This is a genomic window from uncultured Ramlibacter sp., from assembly GCF_936925435.1.
Classification (GTDB): domain Bacteria; phylum Pseudomonadota; class Gammaproteobacteria; order Burkholderiales; family Burkholderiaceae_C; genus Ramlibacter.
Map to the genome: position 1 here is coordinate 400,933 of NZ_CAKZHQ010000002.1, position 25,417 is coordinate 426,349.

The following is a 25,417-nucleotide window of genomic DNA, read 5'->3' on the forward strand; positions in this document are numbered from 1 at the left end:
TGAGGGCCAAAGCGCCCCGCGACCCGCAAACTGCGGTCGCGGGGCGCTCTCTTTTCGATAGCAGCCGGCGCTCCTATACTGCGCCCCATGGCCAGCCCCGCCCCCAGCCTGCAGGAGCTGCTCGCGCAGACCGCGCGCGGCGACCACGCTGCGTTTGCGCAGGTCTATGAGCGCACCCATGCGCATCTGTTTGGCGTCGCCCTGCGTATGTTGAGGCGTGAACAGGCCGCAGAAGACGTCTTGCAGGAAGCCTTCGTCAGCGTCTGGAAACACGCTGCGGGTTATCGCCCGCAGATCGATGGGCTGGAGATCCAACCCATGACCTGGCTGATCGCCATCGTGCGCAACAAGGCGCTGGACGCCTTGCGTTCGCGCACGCGCCGCAAGGAAAGCGAGCTGCCCGAGGACGACAGCCTGCTGGCCGGCGCCGCCGCGCCGAGCGCGCTGGAACTGCTGGACCAGGCCAGCCAGGCCATGCAGATCCAGGCCTGCCTGGGCGCACTGGACGGCAGCCACCGGCAGAGCCTGGCCCTGGCCTACTACCAGGGCCTGTCGCACAGCGAGGTGGCGACGCGGATGGGCGCGCCCCTGGGCTCGGTCAAGGCCTGGATCCGGCGCGGCCTGGACAAGCTCAAGGCCTGCCTGGACCAGGCACAGGGTCGGCCATGAACTACAGCGACCCGCACCTGGTGGACAGGCTGGCCTCGGCTTACGTGCTGGGCACGCTGTCGGGCGCGGCGCGGCGCCGCTTCGAACGCCTGCAGCGCGACCGCGCCGACGTGCAGCTGGCCGTCACCCGCTGGGAGTCCCGGCTCGGGTCGCTGTCTGTGCATGTGCCGCCGGTACGGCCCTCGCCGCGGGTCTGGGCTGCGATCGCGGCGTGCACCACGCCCGCCGCCGCCACTGCGCATGCCGCGCCAGCCGGTTGGCTGCGCCCGGCCGGCTTCGGTCTGGGCGCCCTGGCGGCCGGCGTGCTGGCCGCCAGCGCCCTGTTCATGGCCGTGCCCACGCTGTTCCTGAGCGCCGACCAGGCCGCCATGCGCAGCGGCGAGCGCCTGCCGCAAAGCTATGTGGGCCTGCTCAGCGACGCCCAGGGCAACGGCAAGCTGCTGGTCAGTTCCCTGCGCCACGGCCGCACCATGACGGTGAAGGTGATCGGCCCCATCGCCGCGCCGCCCCCCGGCCAGCGGCTGGTGCTGTGGGCCCTGCCCGCCGAAGGCCCGCCCTTTGTCCTGGGCACGGCGCCGACGGCGGGCACGGCGGTCTCGCAGCTGCCGGCCAGCTCGGAGCAGCTGCTGTCCAGGGTGAGCAAGCTGGCCGTGACCCTGGAAGCCACCGACAAGCCCGCCACGCCGGGCCCTGCGCTCTTCACAGGCAACTGCGCCAAGCTCTGGTAGCCGCTTCCGGCACGCTTCTCGCTTCAGAAACTCAGGGTTAACCCGGATGAGGTTGACCATTGCTGACTCGGGTCTTACAGTGATCTGACGCCAATCTGACAAATCCTACAAGGACGTGCCATGAAGCTCGACGAACTGCAGCGCATCAAGCAATGGCACATCAGCCACAAGCAGGACCACCCGCTGGAGTACCACCTGTGGGACGCGATGCTCACGCTGTGGCTGATGGGATGGGTGGGCTGGCTGCCGGCATTCGCCTTCGAGCAGCTGTGGAGCACGCCCCTGTGCCTGCTGGCCAGCCTGGCGCCCAGCCTCTATGTGGGCTTGCGCATGAAGGCCCACCAGGCGTGTCGCCTGCGTTGCGACTGGCTGCGCACCTGAGCGCTAGGATGCTGGCCTCACAAAGAGGCCGCCATGAACTGCTTTTCCCTTTCGCTCCAGGACCACGTCGCCCATCTCGTGCTCAATCGCCCCGAGGCGATGAACACCATGCACCCGCAGTTCTGGCGCGAGCTGGATGAGACGCTCACCTCGCTGCACCGCGAAGGCCAGGCCCGCGCCCTGGTGATCTCCTCGACCGGCAAGCATTTCAGCGCCGGCATGGCGCTGGAGACCTTCGGAGGCGCCATCGCCATGGACGACAGCACGCCCGAGGGCCGGGCCGCCATCTACGACCTGCTGACCGACATGCAGGCCACCTTCAGCAAGCTCGAGACCCTGCGCATCCCGGTCATCGCCGCTATCCAGGGCGGCTGCATCGGCGGCGCTGTGGACATGGTGACGGCCTGCTGCATCCGCTATGCCACGCAGGACGCCTTCTTCTGCATCCAGGAGATCAACATCGGCATGGTGGCCGACGTCGGCACCCTGCAGCGCCTGCCCAAGCTGATGCCGCTGGGCGTGCTCAAGGAGCTGGCCTACACCGGCCGGCGTCTGCCGGCGCACAAGGCCCTGGGCTATGGCCTGGTCAACGAGGTCTTCGACACGCAGGACGCCATGCTGGCCGCGGCCCTGCAATGCGCCCGCGAGATCGCATCCAAGCCGCCGGTGGCCATCTGGGGCAGCAAGCAGGTGATCCACTACGCCCGCGACCACTCGGTCGACGACGCGCTCAAGCAAATGGGCTGGGTGCAGGGCGCGATCTGGAGCAATGCCCATGTGCGCGAAGCCGTCACCGCCATGAAGGACAAGCGCGCCAGCAGCTTCCCCGACCTGGCCGGCCTGGGCTCGTTCAAGGAGTTCTGAGCGCCCTGCTCACTGGCGCGCCGTGCGCGTGTTGGCCGGCAGCGCGATCGGGTGGCTGGTGCGCAGTGGGTTGATGTCCAGGCCACCGCGCCGCGTGTAGCGCGCATAGACGGCCAGCTTGACCGGCTTGCAGCGCTGCCAGACGTCCATGAAGATGCGCTCCACGCATTGCTCGTGGAACTCATTGTGGTTGCGAAAGCTCACTAGGTAGCGCAGCAAGCCGCCCTGGTCGATCTGCGGACCCGCATAGCGGATCTGCACGCTGCCCCAGTCGGGTTGGCCCGTGACCAGGCAATTGCTTTTGAGCAGATTGCTGGTCAGGGTCTCTTGCACCGGCACCTCGCCGAAGGCCGCGGTCAGCAGCTCCGGCGCCGGCGTGTACTGCGTGCATTCGATGTCCAGCCGGTCCAGGCTCAGGCCGTCGAGCTCATGCACCGGCTCGCGGTCGAAAACCTCGGGCAGCACCAGCTTGACGCCCACCGACGAGGGCGCCGGCGCGCCGCGCCAGGCCGCTTCGCTGATGTCGGCGCGGATGCGCTCACGCACGGCATCGGCGGAATCGAACTGGGTGTTGCTGAAGCTGTTCAGGTAGAGCTTGAAGGACTTGCTCTCGACGATGTTGGGCGTCTCGCAGGGCACGGTGACGTGGGCGATCGCCACCTGCGGCTTGCCGCGCGGCGTCAGCCAGGACAGCTCGAAGGCCGTCCACAGGTCGGCGCCGAAAAAAGGCAGGGCGCCATGCAGGCCCAGCTCCTCGCGCTTGGGCGCGCGCGACAGCGGGAACAGCAGGCCGGCGTCGTATTCGTCGCGGTAAGGAGCGGGCTTGCCCAGCAGCGATTGTTCAGGCGTGGTCATGCAGGTTCATTCAAAGCGGTGCTCGCGCAGCCATTTGGTGGCAATCCATTTCTCGCCGGCCAGCACCGGGGCGCCGCCATGCAAGGTCTTGGTCGAGGGATGGGGCCGCTCATAGCTGAAGAACACGGCGTGACCACGCTTGGGCGCGACCTCCAGGTGGATGTCGGGGAAGGTGGTGCCGCCGCCTTTTTCCGGCTCGCCCAGGTACATCACCAGGGTGGCAACGCGCTGGCCGCCGCGCTTGAGGATGGTGGGCGTGCCCGGCTCGTTGGGGTCGAAGTAGTCGTAGTGCGGCTTGTACTCCGCACCGGGCTGGTAGTGCAGGATCTGCAGGCCTTCGCCGTTTTCTTCGGGCCAGTTGACCAGAGCGGCGATGCGCGCCTCCAGCTTGCGCACCACGTCGTTCTCGCCGCGCTGGAAGAACATGCCGCTGCTGGTGCGGTCGGCATTGACCTCCTCGCCGCCTGTCTTGGTCGCCACCGTCAGCGAGCGGGCCAGGCGCGGCGCGGCCAGGGCAATCAGCTCCTCGCACTCCTGGTCGGACAGCAGGTTGCCGAACACCACCACGCGCGGACTCGCCATCACCTGCAACACGGCCACGCGGCGGTCACCGACGTCGATGTACAGCGGCGATTCGTCCAGGGCGGGCTCGGGCACCTTGCTGGCCGGCGCCAGGCCGCTTTGCACAGCCTGCTGCTCCACATGGTCACGCAGCGTGTTCTCCATCGCCGCGATGGCCACGTCCTCGGTCCAGCCGGAGGCCAGCATGGACTTGAGCACGGCGTCGGCCTGGTAGCCGGCCTGGGCCTGCTCGATGATCCATTGCCGCAGCTCGGGCGTGATCTGCTGCTCTTGCGCGGTATTGCCTGGGATGTCGCTCATGGTTCGGTCCTGCGTCGGAAAACCAGCCGGTCCGGCTGGGAGGCGGCTTGCGCGAAAGCGTAACCGTCCAGATCGAATCCCTCCAGCTTTTTCGGCGTGGCCACACGCTGGGTGATGGCGTAGCGCGCCATCAGCCCGCGCGCCTTCTTGGCGAAGAAACTGATGACCTTGTATTGGCCGCCCTTCCAGTCCTCGAACACGCATTCGACCACCCTGGCCTTGAGCGTCTTGCGGTCGACCGAACGGAAGTACTCCTGCGAAGCCAGGTTGACCACCACCGGCGTCTTGTCGGCGGCCAGCCGGCCATTGAGGTGCTCGGCGATCTGCGGGCCCCAGAACTGGTAGAGGTTGCGCGTCTCGCCCACGGCCAGCGAGGTGCCCATCTCCAGCCGGTAGGGCTGCATCCGGTCCAGCGGCCGCAGCACGCCGTACAAGCCGCTGAGGATGGCCAGGTGCTGCTGGGCCCAGTCCAGGTCGGCGGGCTTGAGGGTCCTGGCTTGCAGGCCGTCGTAGACGTCGCCGTTGAAGGCCAGCACGGCCTGTTTGGCGTTTTTGGCGGTGAAGCGCGGCGACCAGGCCTGGTAACGGGCCACGTTGAGGGCGGCCAGGGCATCGCTGATGTCCATCAACTGGGCAACCTCAACCGGGGTCTTGCTGCGCAAGGTCTCGATCAGCTGCGCGGATTGCCTGGGAAATTGCGGCAGGGTGTGCGGCAGGTCGTCGTGGGGGGTGTCGTAATCGAGGGATTTGGCGGGCGACAGCAAAAACAGCATGGCCAATTATCCCCAACGGGACAGGTCGCCTTACTTCCAGGCCGCGCTGGCCAGCCACTGGCCGCTGCCCATGACCAGCACCAGGGCGGCATAGGTCGCCATCTTGCCGTCGTGCCCGAACCACCACAGGTCGGCGCCCAGAACGGCCAGGCCAGCTACCAAATTCATAGCAATCCAGGTCCATTTGACGGGTGCTGCAGCCCGCTTTGGCATCACAACCCGGGCCAGGATGGGGAGCAGCACGGCCAGAAACAGGGCCGGCGCCGCGAAGTTCGCAAGATGCAGGAGGAGGTCCAGCGGTCCCATGGCGAGGGCTTAAAAACGCTGAAAGTGCTTGATCACCTAGGGATTTTATAATCCCGAGATGGCAGTCTGGGCTCTGGGCATCAATCACACGACCGCGCCGCTGGACTTGCGCGGCCGGTTTGCCTTCGCCATCGACCAGGTCGAGCCCACCTTGCATGCCCTGCGGTCCTCGCTGGCGCGCCGCCCAGAGGCCGCCATCCTGTCCACCTGCAACCGCACCGAGATCTACTGCGCCGGCGAGCACAGCGACATCGACACCACCATAGCCTGGCTGGCCCACTCCGGCGGCGTCGCCCCGGCCCTGCTGCGCTCCCATGCCTACACCTTGCAGGATGGCCAGGCCGCCCGCCACGCCTTCCGCGTCGCCGCCGGCCTGGACTCCATGGTGCTGGGCGAGGCCCAGATCCTGGGCCAGATGAAGGACGCGGTGCGCGTCGCCGACCAGGCCGGCGCCCTGGGCACCACGCTCAACCAGCTGTTCCAGCGTTCCTTCGCCGTCGCCAAGGAAGTGCGCTCGTCCACCGAGATCGGCGCCCATTCCATCAGCATGGCCGCCGCCGCCGTGCGCCTGGCCGGCCAGCTGTTCGAGGACCTGGGCAAGATCAAGGTGCTGTTCGTCGGTGCCGGCGAGATGATCGAACTGGCCGCCACCCACTTCGCGGCCCGCAACCCCAAGGGCATCGCGATCGCCAACCGCACGCTGGAACGCGGCGAGAAGCTGGCGGCGCGCTTTGGCGGCGAGGTGATGCGCCTGGCCGACCTGCCGTCGCGCCTGCACGAGTTCGACGCCGTCATCAGCTCCACCGCCAGCACCCTGCCCATCATCGGCCTGGGCGCGGTGGAGCGGGCCCTGAAGGCGCGCAAGCACCGCCCCATGTTCATGGTCGATCTGGCCGTGCCGCGCGACATCGAGCCCGAGGTCAAGGGCCTGGAAGACGTTTACCTCTACACCGTGGACGACCTGGCCCATGTGGTGCAGACCGGCCACGCGAACCGCCAGGCGGCCGTCGCCCAGGCCGAGGTCATCATCGACGCCGGCGTGCAAAGTTTTCTGCACTGGATGGACCAGCGCGGCGCCGTGCCCCTGATCCAGCAGCTCAACGCCCAGGCCGACGAATGGCGGGCGCTGGAATTGGCCCGCGCCCGCAAGCTGCTGGCCAAGGGCGAGGACGTGGACGCGGTCATGGAAGCCCTGTCGCGCGGCCTGACGCAAAAGATGCTGCACGGCGCCATGGCCGAACTCCATGCCGGCGACGCCGCCGCCCGCGAGCGCGCCAGCACGGCCATCCAGCATTTCTTCCTGCGCAAAGAGCGTTAGCGGCGCTGGCCAACAGCTGTCTTGCCGGGCTTGACCCGGCATCCATGGCAGCCCGCCACGCCCGCATGGATTGCGGGTCAAGCCCGCAACGACAACTCCTTCGCCTCCATGAAAACCTTCCTCCGCCAGCAACTCGAGCGCTACCCCATCCGCCTGCAGGAACTGGACTTCTTCCTGCAGCAGAGCGACGTGGTCAGCGACATGGATCGCTTTCGCGCCCTGACGCGCGAGCACGCCGAAGTCAGCGAGGTCGCCGCCCTCTTCAGCCGCTTCCTGCAGGCCGAGGCCGGACTGGCCCAGGCCCAGGAGATGCTGGACGACCCCGACATGGCGCAGATGGCGCGCGAGGAAATCGCCGCCATTGAGAGCGAACTGCCCGGCCTGGAAGACGGCCTGCAGAAGCTGCTGCTGCCCAAGGACCCGGACGATGTACGCAACACCTTCCTGGAAATCCGCGCCGGCGCCGGCGGCGACGAGTCGGCCCTGTTTGCCGGCGACCTGCTGCGCATGTACACCCGCTACGCCGAGCGCCAGGGCTGGCGCTGCGAGATCGTCAGCGAAAGCCAGGGCGAGGTCGGCGGCTACAAGGAAGTGGTGCTGCGGGTGGTGGGCGATGGCTGCCACGGCAAGCTCAAGTTCGAGTCGGGCGGGCACCGCGTGCAGCGCGTTCCCGCGACCGAAGCCCAGGGCCGCATCCACACCAGCGCCTGCACCGTGGCCGCCATGCCCGAGCCGGACGAGGCCCAGGCCGTCACGCTCAATCCGGCCGACCTGCGCATCGACACCTTCCGCGCCTCGGGCGCCGGCGGCCAGCACATCAACAAGACCGATTCGGCGGTGCGCGTGGTGCACCTGCCCACCGGCATCGTGGCCGAGTGCCAGGACGGCCGCAGCCAGCACGCCAACAAGGCCAAGGCCTTGCAGGTGCTGCAGGCACGCATCCAGGAAAAGGAACGCAGCGAGCGTGCCGCCAAGGAGGCCGCCACCCGCAAGGGCCTGATCGGCAGCGGCGACCGCAGCGACCGCATCCGCACCTACAACTTCCCGCAGGGCCGCCTGACCGACCACCGCATCAACCTCACGCTGTACAAGCTGCTGTTCGTGATGGAAGGCGACCTGGACGAGGTGATCGAGGCCCTGCTGCTGGCGCGCAAGGCCGAGCAGCTGGAAGAGCTGGAAGCCGGGGCGGTGCCCAGGTGAACCTGACGCAGGCGCTGGCGCTGGCCGCCGACCACGGGCTGGAGCGGCTGGACGCACAGCTGTTGCTGCTGCAGGCCCTGGGCCGCTCGCCGCAGGACCGCGCCTGGCTGCTGGCGCACGACACCGACCTTTTGGAGCCGGCGGCGCAGCAAGCCTTCGAACAGCTGTGCCTGCGCCGCGCCGGTGGCGAGCCCCTGGCTTACATCGCCGGCCACAAGGAGTTCTTCGGCCTCCAGCTCCAGGTGGACGAGCGCGTGCTGGTGCCGCGGCCCGACACCGAGACCCTGGTGGAATGGGCGCTGGACGTCCTGCAAGGCCGTGCGGCGCCGCGCGCCATCGACCTGGGCACGGGCAGCGGCGCCATCGCCCTGGCGCTCCTGCACGCACGGCCCGATGCCGTCGTCGAAGCCATCGATCAGAGTGCGGACGCACTGGCCGTGGCGGCCCTGAACGCGAAGGCCCTGGGCCTGGACGTCGCATTGCGTCAGGCCTGCTGGCTGGAGGGCGCGGCCGGCCGCTACGACCTCATCGCCAGCAACCCGCCCTATGTGCGCCAGGACGACCCGCACCTGGCCGCCCTGGTGCACGAGCCGCTGTCGGCACTTGCCGCGGGAGCCGACGGCCTGGATGACATCCGCGCCATCGTCGCGCAGGCCCCGGCGCGGCTCAAGACCGGCGGCTGGCTGTTGCTCGAGCACGGCTGGGACCAGGCGAGCGCCGTGCGCGCCCTGCTCGAAACCGCCGGTTTCACCCAGGTGCAAAGCCGCCGCGACCTGGCAGGCATCGAGCGCTGCTCGGGCGGGGTCCGGCTTGAACTGGGATAATCGGTCCCAATGTGTACGGGGGCTGCGGCCCGCAAGGAGATTTGAATGAGTGACACCCAGCAACGCATCGACCAACTGGTGAAGAACAGCGAGGTCGTGCTCTTCATGAAGGGCAACGCCAGCTTTCCCCAGTGCGGCTTTTCCGGCCGCGCCATCCAGATCCTCAAGGCCTGCGGTGTCGACCCCAAGGCCGTGACCACGGTCAACGTGCTCGAGGACGACGAGATCCGCCAGGGCATCAAGGAATACAGCAACTGGCCCACCATCCCCCAGCTCTACGTCAAGGGCGAGTTCGTCGGCGGCTCCGACATCATGATGGAGATGTACCAGAACGGCGAACTGCAGGAAGTCCTGGGCGGCCAGCCGACCTGAGGCGCCGCGGCGGGGGCACAGTTGTCCCCAGTTTCTGTGGACAAGCCTGTGCAGAGTGTCTGGATGCATCGCCCAGACCCAGCAGGCATGCGCTCTGCAACAGGATGAGGCGCGAAACGGCAGTGCCGCAGCGCACCACACCGCATGCATCAGGCCTTGCGTCGCGCTCTGGCCGTTTTGGCCGCCACGCGCGGCGTCTTCTCCAGCGCACGCTCCAGCGCCTGCAGGCCCTTCACATGCACCAGGAAGTGCAGCAGGTAGTCGGGCGATAGCTCACGCATCTGCGCCAGCGTGCGCAGAACCAGCACATGCGAGTTCAAGGGCCCCGGGTTGGCCGGCTGCCGGGCGACGGCCTGCGCCACCTGGTCCAGCGCGCGGCGGCTGCCCCAGGCGCGGCGGAAGCGCAGCACGCTGGCCAGTTCTTCCGCGTCCACCGCCTCGCCCGGCTGCAGCGGCTCCACCCTGGCAGCACGCGCCTGCTGGATGTAGGCGTTGAGCTGTGCCAGCGGGGATGGGCGCGCCAGGCTCACGGCTGGCCTGCAGTCTTGGTAGCCGCTGCGGCTCTGGGCACGGGCGCCATCTCCACCCGCCGGTTCAGCGCCCGCCCTTCTTCCGTGGCATTGCTCGCGACCGGCTGCTCCGCGCCGAAGGCCGCGGAAAACACCTGGCCCGAAGGCATGCCTTCGGTGATCAGCGCGCGGGTGACCGTCAATGCACGTTGCGCGGACAGCTCCAGGTTGTCGGCGAAGCGCTGGTTGCGCTGCTGCATGCCGCGGTCGTCGGTGAAGCCGCTGACCATCAGCACCTCCTTGCGCTCGGCCAGGTAGACGCGCAGCGGATGCACCAGGCTGCGCAGGATCTGGCGGCCCTCCGGCCGCAGTTCGTCCGAGCCGGGCGCGAACAGCACGCTGCCGCTGATGCCGATGCGGCCGTTGGCCACCGTCACGCGGCCCGATGCCAGCGGCACCGCCAGCGCCTTCTCCAGCGCCATGCGCCGCTGCTCCTCGATGCGGCGGCGCTCGATCTCGGACTGCAGGTTCGCAGCCAGGTCCATCTGCGCCACCATCACCGCCAGCAGGATGAGCACGAACGCGCCCAGCACGCCGGTCATCAGGTCGCCGAAGACGGCCCAGACCGGCACCTGCGCACCGGCGCCGTCTTCCTCAGCGTCGTCGCCCGCGTCCGTCACGCCGCAGCCTTTGGCGCGCGCTCGCGCGACTGGTGCAGTTGCTCCACCAGCCCCTGCTGCGAGGCGATGCTCAGGTCGATCACCTCGCGGGCCTGCGCCACGTAGTACGCCAGCTGCTCGTCGCTTCGCTCGGTAGCGCGCACCAGCGACGCCTCGATGCGGTCCAGGCCCCCGAGCAGCTTGTCATTGCTGGCCTCGAAGGACTGCACTGACTGCCCGAAGGCCTGGGCAAGCTGGCCCACCTCGAGCGCGCCCTGCGCCAGGCGCTGCGATGCATCGCCGGCACCGGCGGCGTGGGCGCCCAGCAGCTCGGTGAATTTCTCGCCGGCCGCCGCCATCGATGCAGCCGCCGATACAGACAAAGCCTCACTGGCCGCGCGCTGCTCGCCTGCCGCCTGTTCCACCGATTGCATGAGACTGCGCAGCTCTTCGACCAGCTGCGTGCGCTCCTGCAGCGCCAGGTTCTCGCGCTCGGTCTGGCGGCCCATTTCCTGGCGCAGCTCGGTGATCACGCCAGCGGCGGCCTGGGGCACCTCGCTGGCCGTGTGGATCAGGCGCGTCATCGGTTCTTCCAGCGCGGCGCCCAGCTGGGCGAGGTGACGCGTGACCGCTTCCTGCAATGCGCCCAGGCTGGCAACTGCCGCCTCGCCCCGGCGTGCTTCGTCATCGCGCAGAGCCTGCAGTTCGCTGCGCCAGGCCGACGCCAGCTGGTCCATGCGCGCGCCCTGCTGCTGGGCGCGCTGCGCATCGCCTTCGGCCTGCGCGGCCACCAGGGCCGCCGAACGCTCCACCAGCGCAGCTGCTTCGCTGGCCATGCGCCCGGTGAGTGCAGCAACCTGTGTGGACACACGTTCGGACTGCGTGGCTGCATCGCTTGCGGCGCGCTGCGCCAGCGCGAGCACTGCGGCCGTGCCCTGCTCGGACTGCGCCTGCAGGCACGCGCCCAGGGACTGGAGCTCGCCGGTCCAGGCGGCCAACCGCTTGTCGTCGGATGCCGCCATGCTCTCCTGGCGGCGCGCCAGGCTGTCTTCCAGCGCCGTCAGCGTGGTGGCCAGCTGCTGCGACAGCGCAGCGGCCTGCGCCTGCGCGCTGCTCGCCAGTTCCTTGCGCAACGCGTCTGCGTCCTGCGCCAGTTGCGCCATCGTGGCCTCGACCACCGGGCGGATCGCTTCGCCTGCGGCCTTGGCGCCGGATTCGAGGCTGGACTGCAGCGCCGTGCCCACCTTGCTGGCCAGCGCGCCGTAGGCGGCTGTGACTTCGCGTTGCAGTTCGGCCTGGCCCTGCAGCAGCCGCTCGTCCAGCTGGCGGCTGCGCTCTTCGATGCGGGCCATCATCTCGCCCATCGTCTGGACGACCGTGGGCAGGGCCTGCGACTGCGCATGCAGCGCATCGAAGCTGGCCTGGCGTTGCTGCGCCAGAGAGAAAGGCCTGAGTTCGGTACCTGTCTTTCGGTCCAGTTCGCGCAGCACGGCAAGGCGTTCACGCCGCGCAATCGCGGACATCAGGCCCAGCATCGCCGATGCGGCCACGCCGGCCACCGAGGTGCCGAAGGACAGGCCCAGGCCGCGGATCGGTTCGGACAGCGCCGAGCGGATGGCCTGCAGGTCGGACGAGCCCTCCAGCACGAACACCGCCCCGCGGAAAGTGATCACCAGTCCCAGGAAGGTGCCCAGCATGCCCAGCATCACCAGCAAGCCCACCAGGTAGGGCGTGAGCGCCGGCCCGGGCAGCGCGCCCCGCCCGCCTTCGACACGGGCACGCACGCTGTCACGCAGGCTGGCCGGCACACGCGCCAGCCAGCTGGCGAGATCGGCGGGCGCTTCGGTCAGGCCCGCCAGCGCAACGTGCAGGCCCTGCGTGGCGCGACGCAATTGCTGCAGCTCCCAGGCCCCCAGCAGGTACGTGCCGGCGATGGCGGCAGTGATCAGCAAGGGCAGCCAGCTGGCGCCGACGAAACCAAAGCTGATCCAGAAAAGGGCGGCCAGGCCGGCGGCAAAGGCTGCCACAAAAGAGGTTCTGCTCATGGGGGGGAAGTGTTGTGTTCGTTGCGCAGGGCCCCGACCAGGCCGGCCGCAGGCGCGAGGCGCAGGTCCAGCTCGGCCTGCAAGGCCTGCTGCCAGTGCGTGGTGAAGCTTGCCAGCCATCCCGGCGCAGCCTCCTTGTGCAGCGGCTTGAATTGCCGCTCCAGGGCCGTGGCAGCCGCGACCAGCAGGCCCTGTTCGCGCCGGGCCAGCAACTGCTCCATGCTGGCGTCCAGGATCGCAAGCTGGCGCAGCCGCGCCGAGTGGGCGCCCATCTGCTCGCGCGCGCGCTGGCGCAGGGCGCCCACCATCTGCCCCATCTGGCGCTGCAACTCCAGGTGGCGGCGCTGGAAGCAGGCGTACGGCGCCTCCAGGGGGAAGGCATCCTGGGCGGGGTCGCGGGCGATGGCCCGCAGCAGAACCTGGCGGACCTGCTGGAATTCCCCGTCCAGCGACACCGCCGCCTCAGGCGCGCGTGGGACCATCGCGGCGCCGACCGCCTGCGCATCACGCTGCGCTGTCTGCAATGCAATGGCGTCGACGGTGCCCAGCCACAGGCTCATGCGCTCGGCGAAGTCCATGCCGCCGGCCTCTTCATCGCCGGGCAGCGGATGGCCGCCTATCAGGCGGGCGAGCCGGGAATGGCCATCGGTGAGTTGCAAAGACGCGAATCCTTCGCGCTGCAAGGCGCTTTCAGTGCTGGTTGAGAGGGTCGGCGCGCCGATGCGGCGTGCTGAAAGCGCAAGCGTGCGCGGGTGGCGGCGGATGGAGGTGGGAAACCTCGGCCTCAGCGCCATGACCCCCGTATTTTACCCGGGGCAGATCCGGCGCCAGACGCCGGCCCAACCCCAGCCAGCCTCAGCCCCTAGCGCGCAAAAAACGCGCTCACCAGCTTGACCCAGTAGGTCGAGCCCAGCGGCAGCAGGTCGTCGTTGAAGTCGTAGTTCGGGTTGTGCAGCTCGCACGGCCCCATGCCGTGGTAACTGGCCTCGCGGTGCTCGCCGCCGCCGTTGCCGATGAACATGTAGGTCCCCGGCACCTTCTGCAGGTAGAACGAGAAGTCCTCGGCGCCGCCGTGCTGGGGCGTGTTGGCGTCCACCTTGTCGGCGCCGAAGGTGTCGAGCGCCACCTGCATCGCGAAATCCGTCTGCGCGTCCCAGTTGACCAGGGGCGGGTAGGCACGGTGGAACTTGAGCTCCCCCGTACCGCCGTGCACCTGGGGCAGCATTTCCGCCACCCGGCGCATGTTCGCTTCGATCTCGTCGAGCACCTCGGTGCTGAAGGTGCGCACCGTGCCACGGATGACGGCCTCGCCGGGCAGCACGTTGTAGGCGTCGCCGGCGTGGATCTGGGTGACGCTGATGACGGCGATGTCGATCGGGTTCTTGTGGCGCGAGATCAGGGTCTGCAACACGCCCACCATCTCGGCAGCGATGACGATGGTGTCGACCGACTTGTGCGGCTGGGCCGCATGGCCGCCGGTGCCGCGCACGGTGATGTCGAAGCGGTTGCTCGAGGCCATGGTCGGGCCCTTGCGGAAGGCGAACTGGCCGACCGCGAAGCCCGGCATGTTGTGCATGCCGTAGATCTCGTCACAGGGGAATTTGGCAAACAGGCCGTCGTCCATCATGGCCTTGGCGCCGGCGTTGCCGCCCTCTTCCGCCGGCTGGAAGATGAAGTTGACCGTGCCTTCGAAATCACGGTGCCTGGACAGGTACTGCGCCGCGCCCAGCAGCATGGCCGTGTGGCCGTCGTGGCCGCAGCCGTGCATGCGGCCCGGGTTGGTCGAAGCATGCAGGAAGCGGTTGTTCTCGGGCATGGGCAGGGCGTCCATGTCGGCGCGCAGGCCGACCGAGCGCTTGCCCGGCCCCTTGGCTCCACGCAGCACACCGACCACACCGGTCTTGCCCAGGCCGCGGTGCACCTCCAGGCCCCATTGCTCCAGCTTCTCGGCCACCAGGTTGGAGGTGCGCGTCTCCTGGAAGGCGAGCTCCGGGTGGGCGTGGATGTCGCGGCGGATCGCCGTCATGGCCACGTGGCTTTGTTCGATTTCGTCGATGACGCTCATTGCACTTGGTCCTTCACGTAAGCAGCGATTTCAGCCGAAACACCCGCCAGCGCGCTTTGCAGCGCGGGAAAGTCCGGGCTGCGCGCCCGGGTTTGTTCGTTCATGTACAGGCCGCGGTGCAGTTCGACCTGCAGGCTGTGGCGGCGCTCGGCCGGCCGGCCCAGGCGCGCGATCAGCGCCACGCCTTTGAAAGGCTCGTTGATGGCCACGCTGAAGCCGCGCTTGCGCAATGCCTCGGCCACCATGGCGGTGAATTCGGGCGCGGCCGTCGTGCCGTCGCGGTCGCCCAGCACGAAGTCCGCCAGCGGCGGATGTTCGCCGCGGATCTGCAGGCCGTCATAGGAGTTCGCCGGCATGGAATGCAGATTCAGGTGCCAAACCGCACCAAAGCGCGCGTGGGCCGCTTCGATCTGCTCGCGCATGGCCGCCTGGTAGGGCGCGTGGTAGCGGGCGATGCGCTTGAGCACTTCGGCGACGCTCAGCTTGCGCTTGTAGATCGGTGTGCGGCCATCCGCACCGGCGTCGCGCCAGATCAGGCCGATGCCAAGGCGCGTCTTCTCACTGGGGTTCAGCGGCGAGGGCCAGGGCGCGTCCAGCATCGCCGGGTCTATGTCCTCGACGTCGCGGTTGGGATCGATGTAGGCGCGGGGAAATTGCGCGGCCAGCAACGTGGCACCCACCAACGGCAGGGACTCCCACAGCACATGGACGTCCGTGTCTTCGCCGGCGCGCAGTTGCTCGAAGGGCAAGGCGTAGCGGAAGTCATCGGGGTAGAAGGTGCCGCTGTGCGGCGAATCGCAAACCAGCGGGACGGCCTGGCCCTCGGGCAGCCGCAGCGTGAACGGGGCAAAGGGCGTGGGGACGCTGGAAAGAACAGGAGTGGTCATGCGATGTCGTTCAGGTGGCAGGCGCTGACGTGGCCCGTGTCCAGGGTGCGCAGCAAGGGCATCTCGACGCTGCAGCGCGGCATGGCGTGCGGGCAGCGCGGATGGAAGGCGCAGCCCGTGGGCGGGCGCAGCGGCGACGGCAGTTCACCCTGGATAGGCTTGTAGTCACGCCGCTGCGTGTCCAGCGAAGGCAGCTCCGCCAGCAAGGCCTGGGTGTAGGGGTGATTGGGCCGGTTGAAGATGGTTTCGGTGGGCGCGATCTCGACCACGCGGCCCAGGTACATGATGACCACGCGGTCCGAAACGTGGCCGACCACGCCCAGGTTGTGGCTGATGAACAGATAGGTCAGCTCGAATGTGCGGCGCAGTTCCAGGAAGAGGTTGAGCACCTGGGCCTGGATGGACACGTCCAGCGCCGCCACCGCCTCGTCGCAGACGATCAGCTGCGGCTTGAGCGCCAGGGCACGCGCGATGCCGATGCGCTGGCGCTGGCCGCCGGAGAACTGGTGCGGATAGCGCTGGCCGTAGTCCGGGTCCAGGCCAACCTGGCGCATCAGGCCGGCGACGTAGTCTTCTTTCTGCGAGGCCGGCACGATGCCATGAACCACAGGCGCCTCACCGATGATGTCCAGCACCCGCATGCGCGGATTGAGCGAGGCCATCGGGTTCTGGAAGATCATCTGCACGGCCAGGCCATAGGCCTTGCGCTCGGCGGCTGTCATCTCCTGCGCCAGCTTGCCCTTGTAGCGCACCTCGCCGGCCGTCGGCGGGTTGATGCCGGCAATCACCCGGCCCAGGGTGGACTTGCCGCAGCCCGACTCGCCGACCACGCCGATCACCTCGCCGGCGCGGATCTCCAGGTCGACGCCGGCCACCGCATGGACAACCGCCGGCGCGTTCTTCGCGCCCAGCAGGTTGGCGATCTTGCCGGCCAGGTCCACCGGCTGCACGAAGCGCTTGTCAATGCCGCGCAGCTGCAGCAGCGGCGTGGTGACAGGGGAAGTTGTGGAGGCGTCCATGGGTCAGGCCAGGGCGTGCCAGCAGCGCACGCTTTTTTGCGGCGGCATCTCGACCGCCTGCGGAACTGTCAAGCAGGTCGGCGTCGCGTAGCCGCAGCGCGGGCGGAAGGCGCAGCCCTGCGGCAGCTGCAGCAAGGACGGCGTCATGCCAGGGATCTGGCGCAACAGCGAGCCGTGCGTGGAGCGCGTGGGAATGGAATTGATCAGCCCCTGGGTATAGGGATGGGAAGGCCGGTGCACCACGTCCGCGGCCGCGCCGCTCTCGACGATGCGGCCGGCGTACATCACGGCGATGCGATCGGCCAGGCCCGAGACCACGGCCAGGTCGTGGGTGATCCAGACCATGGCCGTGCCGGTCTCGCGGCAAAGCTTTTGCACCTCGTACAGGATCTGCGCCTGGATGGTCACATCCAGCGCCGTCGTCGGCTCGTCCGCGATGATGAGCTTGGGCTTGTTCAACAAGGCGATGGCAATCGCCACGCGCTGGCGCATGCCGCCGGACAGCTGGTGCGGGTAGGCCAGCAGGCGTTCCTCCGGCGAAGGGATGCCGACCATGGCCAGGGCATCGCGCGCACGGGCCCGGGCCGCGGCCGCGCTGACCTTCTCGTGCGCGTGAATCGCTTCCACCATCTGGGTATCGACACGCAGCACGGGGTTGAGCGTCATCATCGGGTCCTGGAAGACCATGGCGATCTCTTTGCCGCGCAGTTGGCGCAGCCGCTGCTCGCCGGCACCAACCAGTTCCTCGCCCAGGTAGCGGATGCTGCCGCCGACCACGCGGCCGGGCGCGTCGATCAGACCGATGACAGAAAAACCGGTGATGCTCTTGCCCGAGCCGGACTCGCCCACCAGGCCCAGAATCTGCCCCGCTTCCACCCGCAGGTCCACCCCGTCCACCGCCTTGACCACACCACCGTGGGTGAAGAAGTGGGTCTGCAGGCCCTGGACCTCGAGAACGGGCGCGCTCATGCTGTCAGTGGGCATTGTGGGGATTGAGGATGTCGCGCAGGTGGTCGCCCACCAGGTTGATGCCGACGATGGCCAGCGCCAGCGCGATGCCGGGGAAAAACGAAATCCAGTAATGGCCGCTGAGCATGAACTCAAAGCCGTTGGCGATCAGCATGCCCAGCGAGGGCTCGGTCACCGGCACACCCACGCCCAGGAAGGACAGAGTGGACTCCAGCGCGATGGCATGGGCCAGGTCGATGGTGGCGATGACGATCAGCGGCGGCATGCAATTGGGCAGCATGTGGCGCAACAGGATGCGGGGCGAGCCCAGGGCCATGCACTGCGCGGCCTCCACGTACTCCTTGGCCCGCTCGACCAGGGCCGCACCGCGCGCTGCCCGCGCGAAGTAGGCCCATTGCACGATGATCAGGGCGATGATGACCTTGTCCACGCCCTTGCCCAGGACGGCCAGCAGGATCAGCGCCACCAGGATGGCGGGAAACGACAGCTGGATGTCGGCGATGCGCATCAGCAAGGCATCGACCCAGCCGCCGAAATACGCGGCCGCGAGGCCCACGGTGGTCCCGATGGCCAGGGCCGCCGCCACCGAGAAGCCGCCCACCATCAGGCTGGTGCGCAGGCCGTAGAAGATGGCCGAGAGCAGGTCGCGCGCCTGGCCGTCCGTGCCCAGCCAGTAGGTCATGCTGCCGGCCGCGCTCTTGCTGCCCGGCGGCAGCTTGGAGTCGAAGATGTCGAGCTTGCCGATGTCGTAGGGGTTCTGCGGCGAGATCCAGGGCGCGAGCACCGCCACCGCAACGGCCAGCAACAGGAGCACCAGGCCGGCGACCGCCAGCTTGTTGGCAAAGAACTCGCGGCGCAGGCGCTGCCAGGGCGTCTCCGGCGGCGGCAGGGCGATGACTTCTTCGAGCACGGCGGGAGTGGTGACGGCGCTCATGGGGTTCAGGCTTTGGCTGCTTGCAGCCGCACGCGCGGGTCAAGCACGGAATACAGGATGTCGGTCACGAGGTTGAGCATCACCAGGAAGAACACGATGAGGATCAGGTAGGCCACGACCACCGGCCGGTCCAGTGTGATGATGGAGTCGAGCAGCAGCTTGCCCATGCCCGGCCAGGCGAAGATGGTTTCGGTGACCACGGCGAAGGCCACGACCTGGCCGAACTCCAGGCCAAAGACGGTGACGATGGGGATCATGATGTTCTTGAGCAGGTGCACGCGCAGGATGCGGCTCCAGGACAGGCCCTTGGCCCGCGCGAACTTGATGTAGTCCATGGGCAGGGCCTCGCGCGTCGCTGCCCGCGTGACGCGGATGATGAGCGCGGCCTTGGCGATGGCGATGGTCACGGCCGGCAGGATCAGGCGCTTCCAGCCGTCCAGCGTCAGCACGCTCAGGTCCAGCGGGCCGACCAGCACGGACTTGCCGCGGCCGCTGGCCGGGAACCAGCCCAGGTAGACGGCAAACACCATGATCAGCATCAGGCCGACCCAGAAGCCGGGCAACGAGAAGCCCAGCACCGAGCCCGTCATGATGCTGCGGGTGCTCAGGGCCTGGGGCTTGAGGCCTGCCCACATGCCCAGCGGGACGCCCAGCAGCACGGCCAACAGCATGGCAACGCAGGCCAGCTCCAGCGTGGCCGGCATGCGCTCCAGGATCAGGCCCATGGCCGACTGGCCGGTGAGAAAGCTCTTGCCGAAGTCCAGTTGCACGGCGTGCGCCATGAAGATGGCGTACTGCCGCCACAGGGGCTGGTCCAGCCCGAAGTTCTTGCGGATGGCGTCCCGGTCGATCTCGCTGGCTTCGGGGCTGGCCATCATGGAGACCGGGTCGCCCACGACGTACAGGCCGATGAAGACCAGGCCGGACATGACGGCCATGACCAGGATGGCCTGCAGCAGGCGGCGGATGATGTAAGCGAGCATGGCGGTGGCTTGGCTGCCGCGTCCCCGCGACGGGGATCAGGCGCGGCCGGTCACTGGCTTACTTGGGCGCCGTCACGTACTGCACCATGGTCTGCTGGTCGGCGCGGCCGGTGAAGTCCAGGCCCTTCTTCATGGCCCAGACCGAATGCTCGAAGTGGATGGGCAGCATGGCGAAGTCGGCCATGGCGATCTCGCTGGCCTTGGCCAGGACTTCGCCGCGCTTGGCCGCGTCCATCACGTCGGCCGATTCGTCCACCAGCTTGTCCATGGCGGGGTTGGAATAGCGGCTGCGGTTGGTCGTGCCCACACCCTTGTCCTTGTTGGGCGTGACCAGCAGGGAGTTGAGCGTGTTGGACATCTCGCCAGTGGAGGTGCCCCAGCCGGCCAGGTAAGCGCTGTAGGCATAGCTGTCGCGGTTCTTGAAGAACACCGGCGGCGCCGCGGCGTCGACCGTGGTCTTGACGCCGATGCGCGTCCACATCGCGGCCAGGGTCTGGGCGACCTTGCTGTCGTTGATGTAGCGGCCATTGGGCGAGCCCAGCACCAGGGTGAAGCCGTCGGGATAGCCGGCGGCCTTGAGCAGGGCCTTGGCCTTCTCGGGATCGGCCTTGACCGGCGTCACCAGGTTCTTGCTGGCGCCCAGCATGGGGAAGGGCAGCAGCTGTGCGGCCGGCGTGGCGACGCCGCCCATGATGCGGTCGACCAGGGCGGGACGGTCCACCGCCAGCGACATGGCCTCGCGCACCCGCTTGTCCAGGAAGGGGTTCTTGCCGTTCGTGCCCTGGATACCGGGCGTCTGCTCGCCGTTCTGGTCCAGCGCCACGTAGATGATTCGGTTGGAGGCCTTGGTCACCACGTTGAGCTTGGGCTCCTTCTTCAGGCGCTCCAGGTCGTCGGTCGGCGGATCCTCGGCCAGGTCCACGTCGCCGGCCAGCAGCGCGGCCACGCGCGCCGCGGGGTTGCTGATGGGGCGGTAGGTCACCTTGTCCCAGGCCGGGGCCGGGCCCCAGTAATGCGGGTTGCGCTCGAAGATGATCTCGGAGCCGCGCTTCCAGGACACGAACTTGTAGGGACCGGCGCCGACCAGGCCGGTGCCGGCGTTCAGTTCGGTCGTGGTCTTGCCTTCCGGCGCGGGGCCGGCGGCTGCCTTGGCCGACATGATGGGCAGCTGGGCGAGATTGGTGGGCAGCAGCGGATAAGGCTTTTCCGTGGTGATGCGCACCGTCAGCGGATTGACCGCTTCCACCTTGGTGATCTCCTGCATGTAGATCTTGAACGAGGACGGGCTGTTGGGCACCTTGGCCACGCGATCGAAAGTGAACAGCACATCGGCCGCGGTGAAAGGCGAGCCGTCGGAGAACTTGACGTTGGGCCGCAGCTTGAAGGTCCAGGTGTTGCCGCTGGCAGTCCAGGATTCGGCCAGGCAGGGCTTGGGCAGCATCTCGGCGTCGGCGCACACCAGCGGGTCGAACAGGGTCTGCGACAGCTGGATGTTGGGCGTGAGCGCGTGGTACTGCGGGTCCATCGACGAGGGTTCGGTCTTGAGCGCCACCACCAGGTCGCGCGCCATGGCATTGCCGGCCGGGCCGGCGACGGCCGCCATGGCGGCCAGGGCACAGGCGCAGCGGCGCAGACGGGTGTCGATCAGATTTCCTTGCATACCAGTGACTCCAGAAAACAGTTGGGTGACCTTGATACCTAGCAATATGCGCGCCCGCCATGCAGATGCACCGCCGCAGCATAGCCTCCGAATCGGTGGCCGCGACACCGTGCTAACCCGCTTGGTGCGCTCTGCGCGCGCCCGCTCAGTTCGGACCGGAGGGCGCCTTGTCGGCGGACCTGCTGGGGTCGACCCGTGCTGGTGCCGGCGGCGGGTCGCGGAAATCCCAGTTTTTGCCGGCAGCAAACACCGCGTCCGGGTATTGCGGCCTGCCGCGGCTGCCGTTGTAGCGGCCCAGCGCCATGAACAGGTCACCGCGCTCGCGCTCGACGTAGTGGCGCAGGATGACGCAGCCAAAGCGCAGGTTGGTCTGCATATGGAACAGCTTGCTGGCGTCGCCGTCGCCGATCACCCGTGTCCAGAACGGCATCACCTGCATGTAGCCGCGCGCGCCCACCGGGCTGACAGCGAACTTGCGGAAGTTGCTCTCCACCTGGATCAGGCCCAGCACCAGGCCGGTGTCCAGGCCGGCGCGCCGGCTCTCGTACCAGACGGTCTGCAGGAATTCCTTGCGCTCCAGCCACTCGGTCTTGCGCTTGTTCAGGCGCCCGCTCATCACGCCCAGCCAGCGCAGGTAGGCCAACCTCGACTCAGTGTCCGAGAACTCGGGCACAGGCGGTGCGGAACTGCCGACGGCGCGGCTGAGCGCATTGCGCACGGCGTCGGCCAGCGGCTCCTCGACCTGTGCGCCGGCCTTAGCTTGCTCCAGAAAAGAGAGCATCCCAAGGCCGATTGGCGCGGCCTGGAGGCACTTTCTTCTGGAAATCACGGCGCCAGGCGGCCCTGGACGAAAGCGAAGACCTCCGCAGCCGGCACCTTGGTGGCAGCCGTGTCGCGGCGGTGCTGGTACTCCAGTTGGCCTTCCTTGAGGCCGCGGTCGGAGATCACCACACGGTGCGGCACGCCGATCAGTTCCCAGTCGGCGAACATGGCACCGGGGCGCTCGCCGCGGTCGTCCAGCAGCACGTCGACGCCAGCAGCCAGGAGTTCGGCGTGCAACTTCTCGGCCGCCGCCTTGACCTCGGCGCTGCGGTCCATGCCGATCGGGCAGACCACCACGGTGAAGGGGGCGATGGCGTCGGGCCAGATGATGCCGCGCTCGTCGTGGTTCTGCTCGATGGCGGCAGCAGGCAGGCGGGTGATGCCGATGCCGTAGCAGCCCATTTCCAGGAACTGCGGCTTGCCGGTTTCGTCCAGGAAGGTCGCGTTCATGGACTTGCTGTACTTGGTACCCAGGTAGAACACATGGCCGACCTCGATGCCGCGCTCGATCGCCAGCACACCCTTGCCGTCGGGCGACTTGTCGCCCTCGACGATGTTGCGCAGATCGGCCACCGCATCGGGCTCGGGCAGGTCGCGCCCCCAGTTGACGCCGGTGATGTGGAAGTCTTCCTCGTTGGCGCCACAGACCCAGTCGGCCATCAGCGCGACCTCGCGGTCGGCGACGATCTTGACCGGCTGCTTCAGGCCAATCGGGCCCAGGTAGCCGGGCTTGGTGCCGAAGTGCTCGACGATCTCGCCCACGGTGGCGAAGCGAAAGCCCACGTCCAGGCCCGGCACCTTGGCGGCCTTGATCTCGTTCATGTCGTGGTCGCCGCGCAGCAGCAGCAGCCAGACCTGGGTCTTGGCCACTTCACCACGCTCGTTGAGTTCATCGGTGGCCAGCACCAGGGACTTGACCGTCTGCTGCAGCGGCAGCTTGAGCAGCTCGGCGACGTCAGCGCAGGTGCTCTTGCCCGGGGTCGGGGTCTTGTCCATGGCCTGGGCGGCAGCGGGACGGGGCCCAAGCGGCGCCAGGGCCTCGGCCTTTTCCATGTTGGCGGCGTAGTCGCTGTCCGGGCAGTAGACGATGGCGTCCTCGCCAGTGGCGGCGATCACCTGGAATTCCTCGGACAGGTCGCCGCCGATGGCGCCGCTGTCGGCGGCAACGGCGCGGTAGCGCAGGCCGAAGCGGTCGAAGATGGCGCGGTAGGCGCCCGCCATGACCTGGTAGCTGGCCTTGGCCGCAGCGACGTCGCGGTCGAAGCTGTAGGCGTCCTTCATGATGAATTCGCGGCTGCGCATCACGCCGAAACGCGGCCGCCGTTCATCACGGAACTTGGTCTGGACATGGTAGAAGTTTTTCGGCAGCTGCTTGTAGCTGCGCAGCTCCTGGCGGGCGATGTCGGTCACCACCTCCTCGCTGGTGGGCTGGATGATGAAGTCGCGGTCGTGCCGGTCTTTCACGCGCATCAGCTCCGGGCCCATCTTGTCCCAGCGGCCTGTCTCCTGCCAGAACTCGGCCGGCTGCACCACCGGCATCAGCAACTCCACCGCGCCGGCGCGGTTCATCTCCTGGCGCACGATGGCCTCGACCTTGCGCACCACGCGCAGGCCCATGGGCATGTAGCTGTAGATGCCGGCGCCCAGCTTCTTGACCATGCCCGCGCGCATCATGAGCTGGTGGCTCACGACTTCAGCGTCGGCGGGCGCTTCCTTCAGGGTGGAAATGAAGAACTGGGATGCTTTCATCGGCGGGGACTGTCTGGGGTGGAACCGAGAGCCTTGCTGCGCGCGCACCGGCGTGCATAATGAACTCAGTTAAAGAATTGAGGTTTGATTATGCTCGACCGGGACGGCTTTCGGCCCAACGTCGGCATCATCCTGCTCAACCAGAAAAACCAGGTGTTCTGGGGCAAGCGCATCCGCACGCACAGCTGGCAGTTTCCTCAGGGCGGCATCGACCGCGGCGAGACACCGGAACAAGCCATGTTCCGGGAACTGCATGAGGAAGTGGGCCTGCAGCCCGAGCATGTGCGCATCATTGCCCGCACCCGAGACTGGTTGCGCTACGAGGTGCCTGACCGGTATATACGCCGCGATGCGCGTGGTCACTACAAAGGCCAGAAGCAGATCTGGTACCTGTTGCAACTGACCGGACAGGACTGGGATCTGAACCTGCGCGCCACCAACCATCCGGAGTTCGACGCTTGGCGCTGGAACGACTATTGGGTGCCGCTGGACGCGGTGGTGGAGTTCAAGCGCGGTGTCTATGAGATGGCGCTGACCGAGCTGGCGCGCTTCCTGCCACGCCACGACCATCGCAACCGCTACCTGCGCAGCGGCATGCGCGCGCGCGACCACGAAGGCGAGGGCTTCATCGACCCCATGCACGGCGCCGGCTTCGAGTTGCCGCCGGGCGCGACCTTCGAGCCCGACCCGCAGGTCGGCCTCAACGCCGACTTCCAGGAAAGCAAGCATGCGTCCTAGTTTCGCTGCCGCCGCGCTCGCCTTGTGGGCGGGTGCGGCCCTGGCCCAGTTCAGCTTGAGCACGCCCGACCCGGACTGGCGCGAGGCGGAGGCGCCACCGCCGCCGGCCGTGACCACCAAGGGATTGATCGAGCTGGACAACCTGCCCGGCTCCAGCCTGCGCTTTGGCGTGGACCCGGCCTCGGTCACGCTGGGCAATGACCGGGTGGTGCGCTATGTGGTGGTCGCTCGCAGCGCCACCGGCGCCGTCAATGCCATGTACGAAGGCATCCGCTGCAGCGAGGCCCAGGTGCGCACCTATGCCCGCTACAACCCGGACAGCGGATGGGTCAAGCAGGAGTCTTCGCAGTGGAGACCGCTGCACGAATCCATCGCCCGCCACAGCCTGATGATCGCGCGCACCGGCGCCTGCGTCGGCCAGGGGCCCAACGGTACGGCCAAGCAGATCGTGCGCGACCTGAAGTCGCCGATAGACCGGCGCTTCGACGCGCCCTAGCGCGTCACCACGAGATTCGCGCGGTGGACCATCTCGGGCTCGGCAACGTAGCCCAGCAGCCGCTCGATCTCGACCGAGGGCTTGCGGCACAGCAGGCGCGCTTCGGAACTGGAGTAGTTGGCCAGGCCACGCGCGATCTCGCTGCCGGCCGCATCGCGGATGGCGATCACGTCGCCACGCGAAAACTCACCCTCCACCGCCGTCATGCCGATCGGCAGCAGGCTCTTGCCCTCGCCCTGGACCTTGGCCACGGCGCCCTCGTCGACCGAGACCGCGCCGCGCAGCTGCAGATGGTCGGCGATCCACTGCTTGCGCGCCTGGTTCTTGTGCGTAGCCGCCACCAGCAGCGTGCCGATGGCCTCGCCGCGTGTCAGGCGCAGCAGTGCATCAGGCTCGCGTCCCCAGGCGATCACCGTCGACGCGCCTGAACCTGCCGCGCGCTTGGCCGCCAGGATCTTGGTGATCATGCCGCCGCGGCCCAGGCTGGAACCGGCGCCACCGGCCATGGCTTCGAGCGCCGGGTCGCCGGCGCGGGCCTCGTGCACGAAGGTGGCGCCGGGGTCCTTGCGCGGGTCCGCGCTGTACAGGCCCTTCTGGTCGGTCAGGATGACCAGGGCATCGGCTTCCACCAGATTGGCCACCAGGGCGCCCAGGGTGTCGTTGTCGCCGAACTTGATCTCGTCGTTGACGACGGTGTCGTTTTCGTTGAT

General features: G+C 68.1%; 28 protein-coding genes. 10 read left to right on the forward strand and 18 right to left on the reverse strand.

Annotated elements, in window-relative coordinates; genetic code table 11:
• Nucleotides 1-87: 87 nt before the first annotated feature.
• From Q0632_RS02045 to Q0632_RS02060, 4 genes are all read left to right on the forward strand, one after another.
• On the forward strand, nt 88-669 hold the full coding sequence (locus Q0632_RS02045) for a sigma-70 family RNA polymerase sigma factor (protein ID WP_298923819.1): 582 nt from the start codon (nt 88-90) through the stop codon (nt 667-669).
• A complete protein-coding gene (locus Q0632_RS02050) occupies nt 666-1,397 on the forward strand; it encodes an anti-sigma factor (protein WP_298923821.1) in 732 nt (243 codons plus the stop codon). The genes Q0632_RS02045 and Q0632_RS02050 overlap by 4 nt, the downstream gene beginning before the upstream one ends.
• 120 nt (nt 1,398-1,517) lie before the next feature.
• Nucleotides 1,518-1,778: a hypothetical protein gene (locus Q0632_RS02055; protein ID WP_298923823.1), complete on the forward strand. Its 261-nt coding sequence runs from the start codon at nt 1,518-1,520 to the stop codon at nt 1,776-1,778.
• A gap of 33 nt (nt 1,779-1,811) precedes the next feature.
• Nucleotides 1,812-2,642: an enoyl-CoA hydratase-related protein gene (locus Q0632_RS02060; RefSeq protein WP_298923825.1), complete on the forward strand. Its 831-nt coding sequence runs from the start codon at nt 1,812-1,814 to the stop codon at nt 2,640-2,642.
• Nucleotides 2,643-2,651: 9 nt separating this feature from the next.
• Here the strand turns inward: Q0632_RS02060 and queF are convergent, their stop codons facing one another.
• The 4 genes from queF to Q0632_RS22330 are packed head-to-tail and all read right to left on the reverse strand — an operon-like array spanning nt 2,652 to nt 5,320.
• The gene (gene queF, locus Q0632_RS02065; protein WP_298923827.1) at nt 2,652-3,497 is read right to left on the reverse strand and encodes an NADPH-dependent 7-cyano-7-deazaguanine reductase QueF; all 846 of its coding nucleotides are present in this window, start codon (nt 3,495-3,497) and stop codon (nt 2,652-2,654) included.
• Nucleotides 3,498-3,503: 6 nt separating this feature from the next.
• Entirely contained in the window at nt 3,504-4,379 is an 876-nt protein-coding gene (locus Q0632_RS02070) for a 2OG-Fe(II) oxygenase (RefSeq protein WP_298923829.1), read from the reverse strand.
• Nucleotides 4,376-5,152, reverse strand: a complete 777-nt coding sequence (yaaA, locus tag Q0632_RS02075) for a peroxide stress protein YaaA (RefSeq protein WP_298923831.1) — start codon at nt 5,150-5,152, stop codon at nt 4,376-4,378. The genes Q0632_RS02070 and yaaA overlap by 4 nt, the downstream gene beginning before the upstream one ends.
• Nucleotides 5,153-5,182: 30 nt before the next feature.
• The gene (locus Q0632_RS22330) at nt 5,183-5,320 is read right to left on the reverse strand and encodes a hypothetical protein (protein ID WP_367181163.1); all 138 of its coding nucleotides are present in this window, start codon (nt 5,318-5,320) and stop codon (nt 5,183-5,185) included.
• A gap of 196 nt (nt 5,321-5,516) precedes the next feature.
• On the opposite strand from Q0632_RS22330, the gene hemA reads away from it, so the two are divergent.
• The 4 genes from hemA to grxD all read left to right on the forward strand — a co-directional run bounded on the left by hemA (nt 5,517) and on the right by grxD (nt 9,172).
• Entirely contained in the window at nt 5,517-6,776 is a 1,260-nt protein-coding gene (gene hemA, locus Q0632_RS02085; RefSeq protein WP_298923835.1) for a glutamyl-tRNA reductase, read from the forward strand.
• A 108-nt stretch (nt 6,777-6,884) separates the two neighbouring features.
• The gene (gene prfA / locus Q0632_RS02090; protein ID WP_298923837.1) at nt 6,885-7,976 is read left to right on the forward strand and encodes a peptide chain release factor 1; all 1,092 of its coding nucleotides are present in this window, start codon (nt 6,885-6,887) and stop codon (nt 7,974-7,976) included.
• Nucleotides 7,973-8,800, forward strand: coding sequence for a peptide chain release factor N(5)-glutamine methyltransferase (prmC, locus tag Q0632_RS02095; RefSeq protein WP_298923839.1), 828 nt, complete (start codon nt 7,973-7,975; stop codon nt 8,798-8,800). The genes prfA and prmC overlap by 4 nt, the downstream gene beginning before the upstream one ends.
• A gap of 45 nt (nt 8,801-8,845) precedes the next feature.
• Nucleotides 8,846-9,172 carry a Grx4 family monothiol glutaredoxin gene (grxD, locus tag Q0632_RS02100; RefSeq protein WP_298923841.1) on the forward strand — a complete coding sequence of 109 codons (327 nt, stop codon included), beginning with the start codon at nt 8,846-8,848 and terminating at the stop codon, nt 9,170-9,172.
• A 149-nt stretch (nt 9,173-9,321) separates the two neighbouring features.
• On the opposite strand, the gene Q0632_RS02105 is transcribed toward grxD, so the two are convergent.
• The 13 genes from Q0632_RS02105 to Q0632_RS02165 all read right to left on the reverse strand — a co-directional run bounded on the left by Q0632_RS02105 (nt 9,322) and on the right by Q0632_RS02165 (nt 23,473).
• Complete coding sequence (locus Q0632_RS02105; protein WP_298923843.1) at nt 9,322-9,702, reverse strand: DUF2894 domain-containing protein; 381 nt, start codon at nt 9,700-9,702, stop codon at nt 9,322-9,324.
• Nucleotides 9,699-10,361: an OmpA family protein gene (locus Q0632_RS02110; protein WP_298923845.1), complete on the reverse strand. Its 663-nt coding sequence runs from the start codon at nt 10,359-10,361 to the stop codon at nt 9,699-9,701. The genes Q0632_RS02105 and Q0632_RS02110 overlap by 4 nt, the downstream gene beginning before the upstream one ends.
• Nucleotides 10,358-12,385, reverse strand: a complete 2,028-nt coding sequence (locus tag Q0632_RS02115; protein ID WP_298923847.1) for a hypothetical protein — start codon at nt 12,383-12,385, stop codon at nt 10,358-10,360. Before Q0632_RS02115 ends, Q0632_RS02110 begins: the two co-directional genes overlap by 4 nt.
• A complete protein-coding gene (locus Q0632_RS02120; RefSeq protein ID WP_298923849.1) occupies nt 12,382-13,044 on the reverse strand; it encodes a DUF3348 family protein in 663 nt (220 codons plus the stop codon). The genes Q0632_RS02115 and Q0632_RS02120 overlap by 4 nt, the downstream gene beginning before the upstream one ends.
• A 203-nt stretch (nt 13,045-13,247) precedes the next feature.
• Nucleotides 13,248-14,450: a M20 aminoacylase family protein gene (locus tag Q0632_RS02125; RefSeq protein WP_298923851.1), complete on the reverse strand. Its 1,203-nt coding sequence runs from the start codon at nt 14,448-14,450 to the stop codon at nt 13,248-13,250.
• Nucleotides 14,447-15,337: an N-formylglutamate amidohydrolase gene (locus tag Q0632_RS02130; RefSeq protein WP_298923853.1), complete on the reverse strand. Its 891-nt coding sequence runs from the start codon at nt 15,335-15,337 to the stop codon at nt 14,447-14,449. The genes Q0632_RS02125 and Q0632_RS02130 overlap by 4 nt, the downstream gene beginning before the upstream one ends.
• Nucleotides 15,334-16,356, reverse strand: a complete 1,023-nt coding sequence (locus tag Q0632_RS02135) for an ABC transporter ATP-binding protein (protein WP_298923855.1) — start codon at nt 16,354-16,356, stop codon at nt 15,334-15,336. Before Q0632_RS02135 ends, Q0632_RS02130 begins: the two co-directional genes overlap by 4 nt.
• 3 nt (nt 16,357-16,359) lie before the next feature.
• Nucleotides 16,360-17,325 carry an ABC transporter ATP-binding protein gene (locus Q0632_RS02140; RefSeq protein WP_298923857.1) on the reverse strand — a complete coding sequence of 322 codons (966 nt, stop codon included), beginning with the start codon at nt 17,323-17,325 and terminating at the stop codon, nt 16,360-16,362.
• Nucleotides 17,326-17,329: 4 nt separating this feature from the next.
• Complete coding sequence (locus tag Q0632_RS02145; RefSeq protein ID WP_298923859.1) at nt 17,330-18,259, reverse strand: ABC transporter permease; 930 nt, start codon at nt 18,257-18,259, stop codon at nt 17,330-17,332.
• A 5-nt stretch (nt 18,260-18,264) separates the two neighbouring features.
• On the reverse strand, nt 18,265-19,242 hold the full coding sequence (locus Q0632_RS02150) for an ABC transporter permease (RefSeq protein ID WP_298923861.1): 978 nt from the start codon (nt 19,240-19,242) through the stop codon (nt 18,265-18,267).
• Between the two features lie 58 nt (nt 19,243-19,300).
• Complete coding sequence (locus Q0632_RS02155; protein ID WP_298923900.1) at nt 19,301-20,845, reverse strand: ABC transporter substrate-binding protein; 1,545 nt, start codon at nt 20,843-20,845, stop codon at nt 19,301-19,303.
• A gap of 202 nt (nt 20,846-21,047) precedes the next feature.
• Nucleotides 21,048-21,683 (reverse strand): lytic transglycosylase domain-containing protein, encoded by a 636-nt coding sequence (locus Q0632_RS02160; RefSeq protein WP_298923863.1) that lies wholly within the window; start codon nt 21,681-21,683, stop codon nt 21,048-21,050.
• A gap of 44 nt (nt 21,684-21,727) precedes the next feature.
• Nucleotides 21,728-23,473 carry a proline--tRNA ligase gene (locus Q0632_RS02165; protein WP_298923865.1) on the reverse strand — a complete coding sequence of 582 codons (1,746 nt, stop codon included), beginning with the start codon at nt 23,471-23,473 and terminating at the stop codon, nt 21,728-21,730.
• A gap of 90 nt (nt 23,474-23,563) precedes the next feature.
• Here Q0632_RS02165 and Q0632_RS02170 point away from each other — a divergent pair, with 90 nt between their 5' ends.
• Complete coding sequence (locus tag Q0632_RS02170) at nt 23,564-24,211, forward strand: RNA pyrophosphohydrolase (protein WP_298923867.1); 648 nt, start codon at nt 23,564-23,566, stop codon at nt 24,209-24,211.
• A complete protein-coding gene (locus Q0632_RS02175; protein ID WP_298923869.1) occupies nt 24,201-24,707 on the forward strand; it encodes a CNP1-like family protein in 507 nt (168 codons plus the stop codon). Before Q0632_RS02170 ends, Q0632_RS02175 begins: the two co-directional genes overlap by 11 nt.
• Here the strand turns inward: Q0632_RS02175 and proB are convergent.
• On the reverse strand, nt 24,704-25,417 hold a 714-nt coding region (gene proB, locus Q0632_RS02180; protein WP_298923871.1), incomplete at its 5' end, for a glutamate 5-kinase. The two genes, Q0632_RS02175 and proB, sit on opposite strands and share 4 nt — an antisense overlap.

Coding starts and splice junctions, on each gene's coding strand:
- Q0632_RS02045 (WP_298923819.1), top strand. CDS start 88: ATGGCCAGCCCCGCCCCCAGCCTGCAGGAGCTGCTCGCGCAGACCGCG.
- Q0632_RS02050 (WP_298923821.1), top strand. CDS start 666: ATGAACTACAGCGACCCGCACCTGGTGGACAGGCTGGCCTCGGCTTAC.
- Q0632_RS02055 (WP_298923823.1), top strand. CDS start 1,518: ATGAAGCTCGACGAACTGCAGCGCATCAAGCAATGGCACATCAGCCAC.
- Q0632_RS02060 (WP_298923825.1), top strand. CDS start 1,812: ATGAACTGCTTTTCCCTTTCGCTCCAGGACCACGTCGCCCATCTCGTG.
- queF (WP_298923827.1), bottom strand. CDS start 3,497: ATGACCACGCCTGAACAATCGCTGCTGGGCAAGCCCGCTCCTTACCGC.
- Q0632_RS02070 (WP_298923829.1), bottom strand. CDS start 4,379: ATGAGCGACATCCCAGGCAATACCGCGCAAGAGCAGCAGATCACGCCC.
- yaaA (WP_298923831.1), bottom strand. CDS start 5,152: ATGCTGTTTTTGCTGTCGCCCGCCAAATCCCTCGATTACGACACCCCC.
- Q0632_RS22330 (WP_367181163.1), bottom strand. CDS start 5,320: ATGAATTTGGTAGCTGGCCTGGCCGTTCTGGGCGCCGACCTGTGGTGG.
- hemA (WP_298923835.1), top strand. CDS start 5,517: ATGGCAGTCTGGGCTCTGGGCATCAATCACACGACCGCGCCGCTGGAC.
- prfA (WP_298923837.1), top strand. CDS start 6,885: ATGAAAACCTTCCTCCGCCAGCAACTCGAGCGCTACCCCATCCGCCTG.
- grxD (WP_298923841.1), top strand. CDS start 8,846: ATGAGTGACACCCAGCAACGCATCGACCAACTGGTGAAGAACAGCGAG.
- Q0632_RS02115 (WP_298923847.1), bottom strand. CDS start 12,385: ATGAGCAGAACCTCTTTTGTGGCAGCCTTTGCCGCCGGCCTGGCCGCC.
- Q0632_RS02125 (WP_298923851.1), bottom strand. CDS start 14,450: ATGAGCGTCATCGACGAAATCGAACAAAGCCACGTGGCCATGACGGCG.
- Q0632_RS02130 (WP_298923853.1), bottom strand. CDS start 15,337: ATGACCACTCCTGTTCTTTCCAGCGTCCCCACGCCCTTTGCCCCGTTC.
- Q0632_RS02135 (WP_298923855.1), bottom strand. CDS start 16,356: ATGGACGCCTCCACAACTTCCCCTGTCACCACGCCGCTGCTGCAGCTG.
- Q0632_RS02140 (WP_298923857.1), bottom strand. CDS start 17,325: ATGAGCGCGCCCGTTCTCGAGGTCCAGGGCCTGCAGACCCACTTCTTC.
- Q0632_RS02145 (WP_298923859.1), bottom strand. CDS start 18,259: ATGAGCGCCGTCACCACTCCCGCCGTGCTCGAAGAAGTCATCGCCCTG.
- Q0632_RS02150 (WP_298923861.1), bottom strand. CDS start 19,242: ATGCTCGCTTACATCATCCGCCGCCTGCTGCAGGCCATCCTGGTCATG.
- Q0632_RS02155 (WP_298923900.1), bottom strand. CDS start 20,845: ATGGCGGCCGTCGCCGGCCCGGCCGGCAATGCCATGGCGCGCGACCTG.
- Q0632_RS02160 (WP_298923863.1), bottom strand. CDS start 21,683: ATGCTCTCTTTTCTGGAGCAAGCTAAGGCCGGCGCACAGGTCGAGGAG.
- Q0632_RS02165 (WP_298923865.1), bottom strand. CDS start 23,473: ATGAAAGCATCCCAGTTCTTCATTTCCACCCTGAAGGAAGCGCCCGCC.
- Q0632_RS02170 (WP_298923867.1), top strand. CDS start 23,564: ATGCTCGACCGGGACGGCTTTCGGCCCAACGTCGGCATCATCCTGCTC.
- Q0632_RS02175 (WP_298923869.1), top strand. CDS start 24,201: ATGCGTCCTAGTTTCGCTGCCGCCGCGCTCGCCTTGTGGGCGGGTGCG.